12 protein-coding genes are annotated in these 14170 nt (G+C 59.8%); 5 read left to right on the forward strand and 7 right to left on the reverse strand.

Annotated elements, in window-relative coordinates:
• Nucleotides 1-5: 5 nt before the first annotated feature.
• The 6 genes from AAEZ03_RS10750 to AAEZ03_RS10775 form a co-directional block, all read right to left on the reverse strand.
• A complete protein-coding gene (locus AAEZ03_RS10750; RefSeq protein ID WP_350578400.1) occupies nt 6-887 on the reverse strand; it encodes a symmetrical bis(5'-nucleosyl)-tetraphosphatase in 882 nt (293 codons plus the stop codon).
• The gene (gene apaG / locus AAEZ03_RS10755) at nt 887-1267 is read right to left on the reverse strand and encodes a Co2+/Mg2+ efflux facilitator ApaG/CorD (protein ID WP_048372227.1); all 381 of its coding nucleotides are present in this window, start codon (nt 1265-1267) and stop codon (nt 887-889) included. Before apaG ends, AAEZ03_RS10750 begins: the two co-directional genes overlap by 1 nt.
• A gap of 123 nt (nt 1268-1390) precedes the next feature.
• Nucleotides 1391-2209 carry a 16S rRNA (adenine(1518)-N(6)/adenine(1519)-N(6))-dimethyltransferase RsmA gene (gene rsmA, locus AAEZ03_RS10760; protein ID WP_048372225.1) on the reverse strand — a complete coding sequence of 273 codons (819 nt, stop codon included), beginning with the start codon at nt 2207-2209 and terminating at the stop codon, nt 1391-1393.
• On the reverse strand, nt 2206-3195 hold the full coding sequence (pdxA, locus tag AAEZ03_RS10765; protein WP_048372223.1) for a 4-hydroxythreonine-4-phosphate dehydrogenase PdxA: 990 nt from the start codon (nt 3193-3195) through the stop codon (nt 2206-2208). Before pdxA ends, rsmA begins: the two co-directional genes overlap by 4 nt.
• Nucleotides 3192-4529: a peptidylprolyl isomerase SurA gene (gene surA, locus AAEZ03_RS10770; protein WP_278941932.1), complete on the reverse strand. Its 1338-nt coding sequence runs from the start codon at nt 4527-4529 to the stop codon at nt 3192-3194. Before surA ends, pdxA begins: the two co-directional genes overlap by 4 nt.
• The gene (locus tag AAEZ03_RS10775; protein WP_278941935.1) at nt 4510-7260 is read right to left on the reverse strand and encodes an LPS-assembly protein LptD; all 2751 of its coding nucleotides are present in this window, start codon (nt 7258-7260) and stop codon (nt 4510-4512) included. The genes surA and AAEZ03_RS10775 overlap by 20 nt, the downstream gene beginning before the upstream one ends.
• A 132-nt stretch (nt 7261-7392) precedes the next feature.
• Here AAEZ03_RS10775 and AAEZ03_RS10780 point away from each other — a divergent pair, with 132 nt between their 5' ends.
• Genes AAEZ03_RS10780 through AAEZ03_RS10790 form a run of 3 tightly spaced genes read left to right on the forward strand, consistent with a single transcriptional unit; the run spans nt 7393 to nt 9855 of the window.
• On the forward strand, nt 7393-8418 hold the full coding sequence (locus AAEZ03_RS10780) for an aminoglycoside phosphotransferase family protein (RefSeq protein WP_350578406.1): 1026 nt from the start codon (nt 7393-7395) through the stop codon (nt 8416-8418).
• Nucleotides 8415-9086, forward strand: a complete 672-nt coding sequence (gene murU, locus AAEZ03_RS10785) for an N-acetylmuramate alpha-1-phosphate uridylyltransferase MurU (protein WP_350578409.1) — start codon at nt 8415-8417, stop codon at nt 9084-9086. The genes AAEZ03_RS10780 and murU overlap by 4 nt, the downstream gene beginning before the upstream one ends.
• A 1-nt stretch (nt 9087) precedes the next feature.
• Nucleotides 9088-9855 (forward strand): TerB family tellurite resistance protein, encoded by a 768-nt coding sequence (locus tag AAEZ03_RS10790; protein WP_350578412.1) that lies wholly within the window; start codon nt 9088-9090, stop codon nt 9853-9855.
• On the opposite strand, the gene AAEZ03_RS10795 is transcribed toward AAEZ03_RS10790, so the two are convergent.
• Nucleotides 9852-10844 carry an alpha/beta hydrolase family protein gene (locus AAEZ03_RS10795; protein ID WP_048372214.1) on the reverse strand — a complete coding sequence of 331 codons (993 nt, stop codon included), beginning with the start codon at nt 10842-10844 and terminating at the stop codon, nt 9852-9854. The genes AAEZ03_RS10790 and AAEZ03_RS10795 overlap by 4 nt on opposite strands.
• A gap of 54 nt (nt 10845-10898) precedes the next feature.
• Here AAEZ03_RS10795 and AAEZ03_RS10800 point away from each other — a divergent pair, with 54 nt between their 5' ends.
• Nucleotides 10899-13310 carry a PAS domain-containing sensor histidine kinase gene (locus AAEZ03_RS10800; protein ID WP_350578415.1) on the forward strand — a complete coding sequence of 804 codons (2412 nt, stop codon included), beginning with the start codon at nt 10899-10901 and terminating at the stop codon, nt 13308-13310.
• A gap of 10 nt (nt 13311-13320) precedes the next feature.
• Nucleotides 13321-13950, forward strand: a complete 630-nt coding sequence (locus AAEZ03_RS10805; RefSeq protein ID WP_350578418.1) for a response regulator — start codon at nt 13321-13323, stop codon at nt 13948-13950.
• The last annotated feature ends 220 nt before the right edge of the window (nt 13951-14170 follow it).

Here is a 14170-nt window from a genome sequence, read left to right on the forward strand (position 1 = left end):
GCGGATCAGGGCGCGAGCGGCGGTTGCGAAGAAGGGGGTGGAGGGCAAAGCGGTTGAGGGACAGGGTGCCCCTGTTCATCACAGTCGCAGCTCAGACGCTGGCCGGTATCGATATTGAGCAAGGTCATCGCCCCGCCCCAGACGCAGCCGGTATCGAGTGCGAACACGCCAGGCTCAGAGCATTGGCCTTCAAGTGCCGCCCAGTGGCCAAAGATGATCTTGGTGTCCCGGGTTTTGCGTTCTTTGTAGCTGAACCATGGCGCAAAGCCCGGCGGCGCGGTGCCCAGACCTTCTTTGCTCTTGAGGTCGAGTTTGCCGTCGCGGGTGCAAAAGCGCATGCGGGTGAAGTAGTTGGTGATGACCCGCAGGCGGGTGATACCGGTGAGGTCGCTGTCCCACTTGGCCGGATCGTTTCCGTACATGCCGTCCAGGAACGGCTTGATGAGGCTGTCATCGCGCAAGGCGTGTTCAACTTCACCGGCGTATTTGAGGGCTTTTTTCAGTGACCACTGCGGCGGTATCCCGGCGTGCACCAGCGCCGTATTGCGCTCGGCGTCGTAGTGCAGCAGCGGTTGCTGTCGCAGCCAGGTGAGCAGGTCATTGCAATCGGGCGCTTGCAGGATGTCGCGCAGCGTATCGCCCTTTTTCAGGCGTTCGATGTTGTAGGCAACCGCCAGCAGGTGCAGGTCGTGATTGCCCAGCACGCACACCACAGATTCGCGCATGCGGTAGAGAAAGCGCAGGGTTTCGAGTGATTCCGGACCGCGATTGATCAGGTCACCTACCAGCCACAGTTTATCGTTGGCCGGGTCGAAGGCCACTTGCTCCAGCAAGCACTTGAGCGGCTGCAAGCAACCTTGCAGGTCGCCAACGGCATAGACCGCCATCAGTGAAGGGCTCCAGGAACGGCCAGACGGAAGGGCTTGATGATGGCTTTGAACTGATGGCCGTCATTTGCCTGCATCAGGTAGCTGCCCTGCATGGTGCCCACTGTGGTGGTGAGCACCGAGCCGCTGCTGTACGTGTGCTGCTCGCCGGGCTCGATCAACGGCTGTTGCCCGACCACTCCGGCTCCGCGCACTTCTTCGACATGCCCGTCGCCATCGGTAATCACCCAGTGCCGGGACAGCAGTTTGGCCGCCACGGTGCCTGTGTTGCTTACTGTAATGGTGTAGGCAAAGGCATAGCGCTGATGCTCGGGTTGAGATTGTTCTGGCAGGTAACGCGTGACGACGCTGACGTCGATCACATAGCGGGGCTCATGCATGCGAGAGGCCTTACTGAAAAGCGCAGACAACGTTCGGAATAAAACAGCTGCCTGAGTCTAGGCTAGAGGGCGGGTGCCCAGCCAGAGGCTATATCTGGTACGGGCACCGTTTTTTCTCAGTAATCAGTCAGCGACGGGCGCGTTAGCCGCTTTTTCGCTGAGGGTGTCGGCCAGGCGCACGAAAGCGGCGAGGTCGAGTTGCTCCGGGCGCAAGCTGCCATCGACGCCGGCGGCTTCGATTTCGTCGTTGCTGAGCAAGGCTTTGAGGGTATTACGCAGCGTTTTGCGGCGCTGGTTGAAAGCCTCACGTACCACGCGCTCCAGCAGGCGATGATCCTTGGCCGGGTGGGGCAGTACGTCGTGGGGCACCAGGCGGACAATCGCCGAGTCGACTTTTGGTGGCGGGTTGAAGGCGCCAGGGCCGACGTTGAACAGGTGTTCGACGCGGCAGTGGTACTGAACCATGATCGACAGACGACCCCAGTCTCCGCCGCCAGGCCCTGCTGCCATGCGCTCAACCACTTCTTTTTGCAGCATGAAGTGCATGTCGCGGATCAGCTCGGCGTTTTTCAGCAGGTGAAAAATCAGCGGCGTGGAGATGTTGTACGGCAGGTTGCCGACGACACGCAGCGTGCGTGGCGCAGCATTGAGCGTGGCGAAGTCAAACTTCAGCGCGTCGCCCTGGTGCAGGTTGAAGTTGCTCATGCCGGCAAATTGCTGATTCAGGATCGGGATCAGGTCTTTGTCCAGCTCGACAACGTCCAGTTGCCCGCCGCTGCTCAGAATGCCTTGGGTCAGTGCGCCCTGGCCCGGACCAATCTCCAGCAGGCGGTCGCCCGACTTGGCATTGATCGCGCGCAGGATGCGGTCGATAACGCCCGCATCGTGCAAGAAGTTTTGGCCAAAGCGCTTACGCGCCTTGTGTTGGTATTGCTCAGTCATAGTTGTGTCTCGGCCATCTGATAGGCGGTTTCCAGGGCGACTTGCAGACTGCCAGTGTCGATCTTGCCGCTGCCTGCCAGATCCAGGGCGGTGCCATGGTCGACAGACGTGCGGATGATCGGCAAGCCCAGGGTGATGTTGACGGCGGCGCCAAACCCTTTGTACTTGAGCACGGGCAGGCCTTGGTCGTGGTACATCGCCAGCACTGCATCGCAGTGCTCCAGATATTTGGGGGTAAACAGAGTGTCGGCAGGCAATGGGCCGCGCAGGTCCATGCCTTCGCTTCGCAGACGCTCCAGGGTGGGTTCGATGATGTCGATTTCTTCAAAGCCCAAGTGGCCGCCTTCACCGGCGTGGGGGTTGAGCCCGCACACCAGGATACGCGGTTGGGCGATGCCGAACTTGTGTTGCAGGTCGGCATGCAGAATTCGGGTTACCCGGGTTATGCGCTCAGGTGTGATTGCATCGGCCACCTGACGCAGCGGCAGGTGAGTGGTCACCAGCGCGACGCGAAGCCCGCGCGTGGCAAGCATCATCACGACTTGCTCGGTGCCGGTCAGGTCTGCCAGAAATTCGGTGTGGCCAGAAAACGCGATGCCGCCTTCGTTGATCACGCCTTTGTGTACGGGCGCGGTGATCATGCCTGCAAAATCGCCTGCAACACAGCCAAGGGCTGCACGGGTCAGGGTTTGCAGTACGAACGGGGCGTTGGCTTTGTCCAATGTGCCTGCGGTGACAGGGGCATTGAGCGGCGTGTCCCAGACATAGAGGCTGCCTGCAGGTGCCGGTTGGTCGGGCCAGTTGTCCGGGCTGACGGGCAGCAAACTGACAGCCACGCCCAGTTGCGCGGCCCGCTCATGGAGCAGGTCGCGGCTGGTAATGGCAATCAGGGGATGTGGCTGGCGTTGCGAGGCGAGAAGCAGGCACAGGTCGGGACCTATGCCTGCCGGTTCGCCGGGTGTCAGTGCAAAACGCTGTGTTTTCACTGTGCTGGGTCTGCGCTCTCTGCCTGGTTGGTTGCGCCAGGGAGTTTGATTTCTACGTAGGCTTCGTCACGGATCTGACGCAGCCAGCTTTGCAGCTCTTCGTCGTACTTGCGGTTACGCAAGGCGTTCATGGCTTGCTGCTCGCGGGCCTGGGTGGTGCTGTCAGTGGAGCGACGGCCCAATACTTCCAGAACATGCCAACCGTATTGAGTACGGAATGGCTTGGACAGGACGCCTTGTGGGGTTTCGGCCATGACTTCACGGAACTCCGGCACCAGCGCGTTCGGGTCGATCCAGTTCAGGTCGCCGCCGTTAAGGGCTGAGCCTGGGTCTTCCGAATAGGTTTTGGCCAGGGTGGCAAAGTCTTCGCCCGACTGAATGCGGTCGTAGATTTTTTGTGCCAGTTCCTTGGTTTGCGCTTCAGTGCGGATTTCACTTGGCTTGATCAGGATGTGACGAACATGAACTTCGTCGACCATCACAGTCTGGCCACCGCGCTTGTCGAGCAGCTTGAGAATGATAAAGCCGCCAGGCGTGCGGACCGGAGGTGTAATGTCGCCTGTCGGCATGCTGCTCAGCATACGATCGAACGGAGGTGGCAACTGGCCCGCTTTACGCCAGCCCATGTCGCCGCCATCCAGAGCGGTGTCGCTGCCGGAGCGGGCGATTGCCAGCTGGGCAAAGTCAGCACCTTGCTTGAGTTGCTTGTAGAGGTCTTCAGCCTTCTGGGCCGCCGTCTGGACTTCACTTGAACTCGCGCTGTCAGACGTCGGGATCAGGATGTTGGCCAGGTGGTACTCCTCGGACAGTTGCGCCTTGCCCAGGTCAGAGGCGAGGAAGTTTTTCACTTCCTGATCGGTTACCTGAATACGCTCGGCCACACGGCGTTGACGTACTCGGCTGATGATCATTTCGCGGCGAACCTGCTCGCGCGCATCGTCATAGGACAGGCCGTCGTGGGCCAATGCCTGACGGAACTGATCAAGGGTCATGTTATTGCGCTGGGCAATGGTGCCGATGGCCTGGTTCAGTTCTTCGTCAGAGATACGAATGCCCGAACGCTCGCCGATCTGCAGTTGCAGGTTTTCGACAATCAGACGCTCAAGCACTTGTTGGTCCAGAACGCTGGCAGGGGGGACACCCTGCCCGCGCTTGGCGATGGTTTGCTGAACTTCGTGGACACGCTGGTCCAACTGGCTCTGCATAATCACGTCGTTATCGACGATGGCCACCACCTTATCAAGGGGCTGAACTGCAGCGTGTGCCGCCGCAGTACCCAGGAACAATGCGCCCAATACTAGGGGGCGCAGACACTCAGAAAGCTTGATCTTCACGTTCACGATAACCTTGGATGCCTTTGTCGAGGAAGCTCTCTACTTTGGCGCCTGTAACGCCGCCGAGACCTTTCAGCACAATTTGAAGGAAGATCCCATGGTCGCCCTTTTCGTTTTGCGGGGCTTCTTGGGTGTATTCGTCGTTGGAAACCCAGTAGCGGCTGATTACACGCATTTTCCAGCAGCAGTTGTCGTACTCAAAGCCACCGAAGGCTTCCAGGGTACGGTTGCGGTTGTAATCGTACTGCCAGCGGCTGATGACGCTCCATTGCGGCACGAGCGGCCAGATCACCGAGAAGTCGTGCTGCTGGATTTTGTAGTAATCCTTGATGAAGCCAGGATCGCTCGGGGTCAGGTAATCACCGCCGAACTGCCACTTGCCGGTGTACTGGTTGTACACCACCTGGTCGTTGCGATAGCGATAACCCAGGTTGACGACCTTGTTCGGGTTGTCTTCTGGCTGGTAGTGCATCATCGCGCTGCCAGAACGTGGGCTACGGGTTTCCGGGTCCCAGTTGTAGTCAGCGGTGGCACGCCAGTCGCGGTTGAAGCGGTAAGCGTATTCCAGTGCATAAGGGGACACACGTGACGTCGAGTCATCGCGATCGTCGCTCACGCCTGGCAACTGAACCTTGCGGTCTTTGAAGTAGTACGCCTGGCCAATGCTCACGCGTTGACGTTCAAAGCCGTTTTCTTCGATCCAGCGGCTGGTCAGGCCCAGCGACAGTTTGTTTTCGTCGCCGATGCGGTCAGAGCCGGTGAAGCGGTTGTCACGCCACAGCGAGGAATAACTGAAGGTACTTTCGCTGGTGTCGAAAACAGGGATGTTTTCCTGGTTGCGCTCAGGCACATACAGGTAGAACGCCCGCGGTTCCAAAGTCTGGCGGTAGTTGGTGCCGAACCAGTTGGTGTTGCGGTCGAAGTACAGGCCGCTGTCGACGCTGGCGATCGGTACGCTGCGGCTGACAGAGCTGTCGAACTTGTCGCCATCCGTGACCATTTGCGTTTTGCCGGTGCCATCAAGATCCAGGTCGTACTGGGTGTACGCGTACTTGAGGGTCGGGGTTACGTAGCCGTAGCTCGAGGTCATCGGCAGCGACATGGCTGGTGCGAGGTTCAGACGTGTGCCGTTGGCGCGTGCCAGGCCTGTTACGTTCCTGTCCAGACGCGGCGTGGTGACGCCGTATTCGTCAGTGTAGGTACCGTTTTCCAGGTCACGCTCAAACCGCACCAGTTCGGTGTTGTAGGAGAAGTTCACGCCGCCCGGGTGATACGGCAGGCCACCATTGAAGGTGAGCTGTGGCATCTGGTTGTACGGCGTGACCTGGGTCACGGTCGCCAACTGGTAAGCGTGCACGTTCAGCTTGGCGGTGAAGTCATCGCCACGGTAGCTGACAGCTGCTTGTTGGTTCAGGTAGTCACGGCTTTCGACGCCGACCTGATCACTTTGCAGATCCTGGAAGTAGTACGGATCGCTGATCTTGGTGTAGTCAACTTCGGTCAGCACGCGCGAATCAAGCCCGCCCTTGTGCTGCCAGTTGTACATGTAGCGGGTTTTTTCGTAGTCGGTCTGCAGCTTGCGATCGTCGTTGTCGTCGTTGAGGTACGCGGCACCGAACTGTCCTTCGCTGGACTCGGTCAGGTAGCGGAACTCACCTTCCATCAACAGACCGCGCTTGGTCATGTAGCGCGGGTACAACGTGGCATCGTAGTTGGGTGCCAGGTTGAAGTAGTACGGGGTCACGAGCGTAAAGCCGGTGTCGGAGCTGCTGCTGAAGGACGGCGGCAGGAAACCGGACTGACGGCGATCGTCGATCGGGAAGTAAATGTACGGGGTGTAAAGGACTGGAATGTCTTTAACCCGCAGTGTCACGTTGGTTGCGGTACCGAAACCGGTGGCCGGGTTCAGCGTGATGTTGTTGCCTTTAAGCTGCCAGGCGTTGCTGTTCGGCTCGCACGTGGTGTACGTACCGTCCTTGAGGCGGATGATCGCGTCTTCGGCACGTTTGGCGTACAGCGCGCTGCCGCGAATGCGCGACTTGTGCAACACGTACTCGGCGTTGTCGACCTTGGCGGCACCGGTGTCCAGCTGCACATCGGCGTGGTCGCCCACCAGCAGTGCACCGTTGTCACGCAGACGCACATTGCCGCTCAACTCGCCACGGCTCTCGGCCTGGTACAAGTTGGCTTCGTCAGCCTCGACCTGCATGCTGCCCTGGCGCATGACCACATCACCGGCCAGGGTCGCGATTTGCTCTTCCTGCTGGTAGCGGGAAGCTTTGGCGCCAATGAAGGTCGGCGAATCGCTTTTGCTGGTGGTGTCGCGCATGCCGGGACGCGTAGGCTCGATATAGGCGCCAGAGCAATACGGGCCGGTTTCAGCCAGTTGCGCCGGCGTGAGCTTGTCACGCGGGACCCAGTCCAGGTGGCTGTAGTCAGCACTGCGCGCCTTGAGGCCACGACCTTTGGCGGATGTCACCAGCGGGGTTTGCTCACCTTGCTCGCCCGACTCACCATTGGCTTGCGCCACGGTGCCAGTGTGCGATGGGCGTGGTGGCAATTGCGCAGTATTTGCTTTCGGCGCGCAATCCCAGCCACCCGAAGCCGATGCGGAACAGTCATACTGCTCCTCGGCAAATACGAATGGCACGGCTAGAGGTTGCATGGCCAGCAGACTGCCAGTTACCAGCAACGGAAATTTTTTACGAAACGCGGGGGATTTCAATGCCATCTTATTAGTCCGGGCTTCCTGCGTGCCATCAGCCCGCGGTGGGGGGACCGCACGCCTATCGATGGTCTGGAAAAGATTCTGGATAATAAAGCATGACCCGCTTGACGGCTAGCGCCGTCGGAGACCCTTGTAATGCCTGACCAAGATGTACGCTTGCAACACCTGAATGTTTGGCTTGATGAACGGTTGGACACCTTGTTCGAGAACGAGGGGTGGGGTCCCGTGCCCCCGGCCACATTGACTGCGGCCAGCAGTGACGCGAGTTTCCGACGCTACTTCCGATGGGAGGGCGAGGGCCGCAGTTTTATCGTGATGGACGCTCCGCCGCCCCAGGAAAACTGCCAACCTTTCGTCGAAATCGCAGATTTATTGCGTACCAGCTGGATAAATGTTCCAAAAATTTACGCTCAAGACCTGGAGCGCGGGTTCCTTTTGCTCAACGATCTGGGCAATAAAACCTTTTTGGACGTGATCAACAGCAGCAACGCCGATGAATTGTTCAAGGACGCCATCGAAGCCTTGCTGGCCTTCCAGCAATTGCCGATGACGGCCCCTTTGCCCAGCTATGACGTGGCTTTGCTGCGCCGCGAACTTGAGCTGTTCCCTGAGTGGTACGTGCGCCGGCATTTGGGCGTCGAGTTCACGGAGCAACAATTGGCGGCCTGGCAGCGTGTCAGCACGCTGTTGATCGACAGCGCACTGGCGCAGCCCCAAGTGTTGGTGCACCGCGACTTTATGCCGCGCAACCTGATGCTCAGTATTCCTAACCCCGGCGTGCTGGATTTTCAGGATGCCGTGTATGGCCCGGTGACCTATGACATCACCTGCCTGTTCAAGGACGCGTTCCTCAGTTGGCCCGAAGAGCGCGTGCGCGCCTGGCTGGAAGACTACTGGAAGCTGGCCTTGCCGCTGGGTATTCCGGTGGGTGCCAATTTTGAAGAGTTCTTGCGGGCCAGTGATTTGATGGGCGTGCAGCGCCACTTGAAAGTGATCGGCATCTTTGCCCGTATTTGCCACCGTGATGGCAAACCCCGCTACCTGGCCGATGTGCCGCGCTTCTTCTCTTATATAGAAGCGGTTCTGGCGCGCCGCCCTGAACTGGCTGAGCTGGGTGAATTGTTCGCCAGCCTGCGCCTTTCGGCCGAGGCCCCTGCATGAAAGCGATGATTTTGGCTGCGGGCAAAGGCGAACGCCTGCGCCCGTTAACCCTGCACACGCCCAAACCGTTGATTCGCGCAGGCGGCGTGCCATTAATCGAGTACCACCTGCGCGCACTGGCTGCGGCAGGTTTTACCGAGATCGTGATCAATCACGCCTGGCTCGGTCAGCAAATCGAAGACCACCTGGGCGATGGCGCACGTTTTGGGGTGAGCATTCAGTACTCCGCCGAAGGCGAACCGCTGGAAACCGGTGGAGGTATTTTTAAAGCCTTGCCGCTGTTGGGCGATAAACCTTTTGTCGTGGTTAACGGCGACATCTGGACCGATTACGACTTCACCGGGTTGCGCCAACCGCTGGCCGGGCAGGCGCATTTAGTGCTGGTGGACAACCCGGCGCATCATCCCGGCGGTGATTTTTCGCTGAGCGATGGTCACGTGCAGGACGCGCTGCCCGGCGCCGACACGCTGACGTACAGCGGGATTGCTGTTTTGAGCCCGACGCTGTTCGACGGCTCGACAGCGGGGGCATTCAAGCTGGCGCCTTTGCTGCGCACCGCCATGGCTGCAGGTGCAGTCACAGGCGAGCGCTTACAGGGGCAGTGGGTGGATGTCGGTACACATGAACGGTTGGCAGAGGTTGAGTTGTTGATTAAGGGCAAACACTAAGATGCTGTGGCCAGGGACTCTGATCGGAGCCGGGGCTGGCTTTTTTATCGCCAGCATTCCGGGGGCCATGCTTGGCGCTTTGTTGGGGCAAGCCCTGGACCGGCGCTTGCAACTTCACAGTTGGGCGCAATTGCGTGAGCGTCTGGGCGGCCGCCCGGCCTTGCGCAATGATGAGCTGCTGTTTGTGTTACTCGGTCGGCTGGCCAAAAGCGGAGGGCGGGTTGTGGATAAACATATCGAACAGGCGCGCCAGGAAATGCGCCAGCTCGACATGAACCCGGCCGCGCAGCAGCGTGCGATTGCCGCATTTAACCGGGGCAAGTCCGGGCATGACTCGTTACGCGGTTATCTGCTGCGCCTGCGGGCGCAACCTGCGGCGGCCGAAGGCGTGCTGCGGGCCTGTTGGCGAATGATTGTGGCGGACGGACGGGTAGACCCCAAAGAGCGAAAACTGATTTTCCAGTGGGGCCGCTGGTTGGGCTGGACCCCGCAGCAAGTGCAACTGCTGGGGGCCGATCACGAGCCGCAGAAAAAAACGCCCGCAACCCGGGGCGGCACGTACCAGCAGGCGCTGGCCTTGCTCGGCGTGACCGCCAGCACCGATCCCGAGCACATCAAACGGGCTTACCGGCGTTTGCTCAGCCGTCACCACCCGGACAAAGTGGCGGGCGCCGGTGCAACCCCGGCGCAGGTGCGTGAGGCCACCGATAAAACCCGCGAGCTGCATCACGCGTATGCGTCGATCCGTGAGTACCGCGGTTTTCGTTAGTCCGGCTTGTCCACTGCCTTCGGGCTGAGCCAGCCGCGAACCCTGCGCAACAGTTGTTCCTGTTCAGCCTCGCGATTGCCGGCAATGGTGTCCAGGCCCACCTGGTTGAAATTTGAGCGATCCATGCGTTTGCTGGCGTGTAGCCGTTGCAAAGCGGCTTTGCGCATAAGCGGTTTGTCTTTGTAGAACACATCCAGAAGCTCAACCGAGAGCGCCGGGGCCAATACATTGATATCGGGCTCGACCTGAGCCGGTGATTGCGCTGCTACCAGAATGAGCTTTTGCACCTGCTTGGGCTGTTTTTCGTTCAGGTAGCGCGTCGCCCAATAGGCCCCGGTGCCGTGCCCGAGCAGCACAATACTGCGCATGTGTTGCTGTTGAGCGAAGGCAATGGCAGCGTCGATGCGGGCGAAAATTCGCTCGGCGTCAGCGTTGGTCAGCGCTTCCAGGGTTTGCTCGGGTTGCAGCTCGGTGTCCGGGTTCTCGGTACCGACACTGGCGGCCTGCTCGATGGGTTTGGCTGTGGTGCTGGCCTCTTTACTGCTACTGTTCGGCGCGGGCTCTGTAGGAATTTTCTCTGGTTCGGCCGCGCGCGGTTGGCTGGCTTCGCTGCGCAGGTCAGGCAAGCTCAGGCTGAGGCTGGCCCAGTTGGCGTCTGGCAGTTTGTTGCGCAATGGGCCTACGACCCGTGGCCAGTCCGCGTTTTCACCGGCACCGGGGACGATCACCACGACGCCGCTGGGGTCACTGCTGTTGGCCGGTTTCCAGAGCGCCAGAAAAGTGTCCTGCGCGGCTTGCAGGTGTTGCTGCTCAGCGGCCGGCACTTGTCGTTCAAGTGCAGTAGCATCTTCCTGGCTGCGTTCAGGCAAGGGTTGACGCACCACGGGTGCGGGTTGCGCGGGTGTGGTGTCGGGAGCTGGCTCGGCCGCCAGGACCGGTAAGGCAGATGACAGGTACAACGCCGCCAACGCCAGGCGCAAAGAAGACATAAGTAATTCCAGGCCAGAAGTTATCCCGGCAGCGTAATGGGTGTGAGTGTTGCGATGAAGCGTTTTTGCTATCTGTTGGTTATCGGCTGGTTGTGGCTGCCCTTGATGGGGCACGCGGCGTCCATCCCGGCTGCGCAATTAAGTCCCGAGCAACAGCAATGGCTGGCGCAGCATAAAGCGCTGCGGGTCGGCCTGGTATTGCAGGCGCCTTATGCCACGTTTGACCAACGCTTGCAGCAGTTGTCCGGGGCCAATGTTGAGCTGATGAAATGGCTGGCGCAGAGCCTGGACATTGACCTGACCTGGCGCACCTACCCGGACCTTGAACAGTTGGAGAAGGCCGCGCGTGAGGGGCAAATCGACATCGCGCCGGGGCTCAAGCAAACTCCGGCCGGGCTGCGCGTGTGGATTTTTTCTGACCCTTATATGCGGGTCCCGCAATTGTTGGTCGGTGAACGCAATGGCTCAGGTTCGGTAGACCTTGATCGCATCGACAGCAAAACCCGTGTCGCAGTGCGGATGCCCGGTGCGACGGCAGATTTTTTGCGCTCCAGTTATCCGGGGCTCAACCTGCAAGGCGTGCCACTGGAGCGTCAGGCCCTGCAACTCCTGCTGAGTCAGCAAGCCACCTATGCGGTGATTGATGAAGCGCAACTGGCGCGGCTTTCTGCCGAGCCTGAGTTCACAGCTTTGGCCGTGGTTGGCGACATTGGTTTGCCGCAGCTTTTGCGGGTGGGTACGCGCCGGGACTTACCCGAGCTGGCTGGCATCGTGGAGCGCGGGCTCCATGCGATACCAGCACGGGACATGGAGCAACTGCACACGCGCTGGTTGCAGCCCAAGTTCGCGCGCTCAACCCATTCCCCCGGCTTCTGGCAAAACCTCGTGTTGCTGTTCGGGGCGCTGATGCTGGCCAGCATGGCCATTGTGGTGTGGCAGCGCCGCCAGCAGAGTGTTCTGGAGCAGGCGCTGTTGAAGGCCCGCGAAGACCTCGCCGAGGGGGCCGCCAGCGCCGAGGCCCTGCGCCTGACGCAGTTTTCTATCGACAAAAGTCCGGTGGGCATTTTATGGGTTAACTGGGACAGCCATATTCGGTACGCCAATCTGGCGGCCGAAAACATGCTGGGGTATTCGCCTGGCGCGGTGCTCGACCGACCATTGAGTGATTTCGAGCCGGGCCTGGATATGGACCGCTGGTTGGGCTTGTGGCGCCGCGCGCGGGGTAACGAGGACACGGCGCAGCGCATGGAAGCGATTTGCGTGCGGGCGGATGGCAGCGAGTTTCCGGCTGACGTGACCTTGAGCTTCCTGCGCTTTAAACAGGCCGAATATCTGGTGGTTTACCTGCATGACATCACCGAGCGCCGCCGTGTGCAGGCTGCCCTGCAAGAAAGCGATGCGCGCCTGCAAGGTATTGCAGCCAACGTGCCGGGGCTGGTTTTTCGACTGGAGCGCTCGTTGCTGACGGGCGAGTTGGATTTCCCTTACATCAGTGAAGGCAGCGAGAGCCTGGTGGGGTTTTCTCCGGCAACCTTACGCCGACATGACGTTGGCCTGCGCAGCCTCGTGCACCCGGATGACAGAGCTGATTACCATCGAGTGCAGGACGTGGCCATAGACAGTGACAGCGACTGGTCGTGGCAAGGGCGGATTCTGACCCGCGAAGGGCTGCAACGCTGGGCCGAGATCAAAGCCATTACCCGCCGTCTTGAAGACGGTACGGTGGTCTGGGACGGAATTGTCTGGGATATCAGCGAAAGCAAGCGCATCGAACTGGAGCTGGACAGCTCGCGCGGTCAGTTACGTGAGCTGTCGGCGCATCTGGAGAGCGTGCGCGAGGAAGAAAAGGCGCGAATAGCCCGCGAGGTTCATGATGAGCTGGGGCAAATGCTCACGGTGCTTAAACTCGAAACCTCGATGTGTGAGCTGGCCTATGCGGAGCTTGATCCGGGGTTGCGTGAGCGGCTCAATAGCATGAAAAAACTCATCGCCCAGTTATTCCAGCTCGTGCGTGATGTGGCCACGGCCTTGCGCCCGCCGATTCTGGATGCCGGGATCAGCTCGGCGATTGAGTGGCAGGCCCGTCGTTTTGAGGCGCGCTCGAATATCCCGTGTCTGGTACAAGTCCCTGAACAACTGCCGCCGTTGAGTGCGGCCAAGGAAGTGGGCCTGTTCCGGATTTTGCAGGAAGCCCTGACCAACGTGCTGCGCCACGCCGATGCGCAAACGGTTGAGTTGAACTTGAGTGTCGAAGGTCGGGAGTTGTGCCTGACCATCAGTGATGATGGCCGCGGCTTTGAGCCGACGGCCGGGCGTTCGACCTCCTTCGGCCTGGTGGGCATGCGCGAACGCGTCCTGATGCTTGGCGGCACCCTGGACCTGCACAGCGAACCGGGCGAGGGCACAACCTTGGCGGTGCGTGTGCCATTGATTCAACGCCAGCCAGACCCAAGTGACTCTGAATAAGGAAGGACCTGTGATTCGTGTACTGGTAGCAGAAGATCACACCATCGTGCGTGAAGGCATCAAGCAATTGATTGGCCTGGCGAAAGACTTATTGGTAGTGGGCGAGGCGAGCAATGGCGAGCAATTGCTTGAAACCTTGCGCCATGTGCCGTGTGAAGTGGTGCTGCTGGATATCTCCATGCCGGGGGTGAATGGGCTGGAGGCCATCCCGCGGATTCGTGCGTTGAACAACCCGCCGGTTATTTTGGTGTTGTCGATGCACGACGAAGCGCAAATGGCGGCCCGTGCCTTGAAGTTTGGCGCGGCGGGTTATGCCACCAAAGACAGCGCCCCGGCACTGCTGTTGACCGCGATTCGCAAGGTGGCCGCGGGTGGGCGCTATATCGACCCGGAGCTGGCAGATCGCATGGTGTTTGAGGTGGGACTGACGGATGAGCGGCCGCTGCACGCGTTGTTGTCCGAGCGCGAGTTTTCGGTGTTTGAGCGCCTGGCTCAAGGCGCGAACGTCAACGACATTGCCCAGCAACTGGCGCTGAGCAGCAAGACCATCAGCACCCATAAAGCGCGGTTGATGCAGAAGCTCAATGTCACTTCGCTGGCGGAGTTGGTGAAGTATGCGATGGAGCATAAGTTGATTTGAACCGTAGGAGCGAGCTTGCCTCGCGATTTTTAGAAGGCAAAAAAGATCGCGAGGCAAGCTCGCTCCTACAGGTTTCTTTGAGGGTGCATATCTGTTTGCGACAGTTTTGTGACGGCTCTCAACGTAGTCGTTGGGCTGGGTGGCAGGGGGCGTTCTGTTTGCGACATTGCTATAGGGCAATCCCTACAAAAAGCCTTCCAGCCTGCTGATGTAAATCTCT

Source organism: Pseudomonas sp. HY2-MNA-CIBAN-0224, assembly GCF_040310285.1.
GTDB lineage: Bacteria > Pseudomonadota > Gammaproteobacteria > Pseudomonadales > Pseudomonadaceae > Aquipseudomonas > Aquipseudomonas helleri.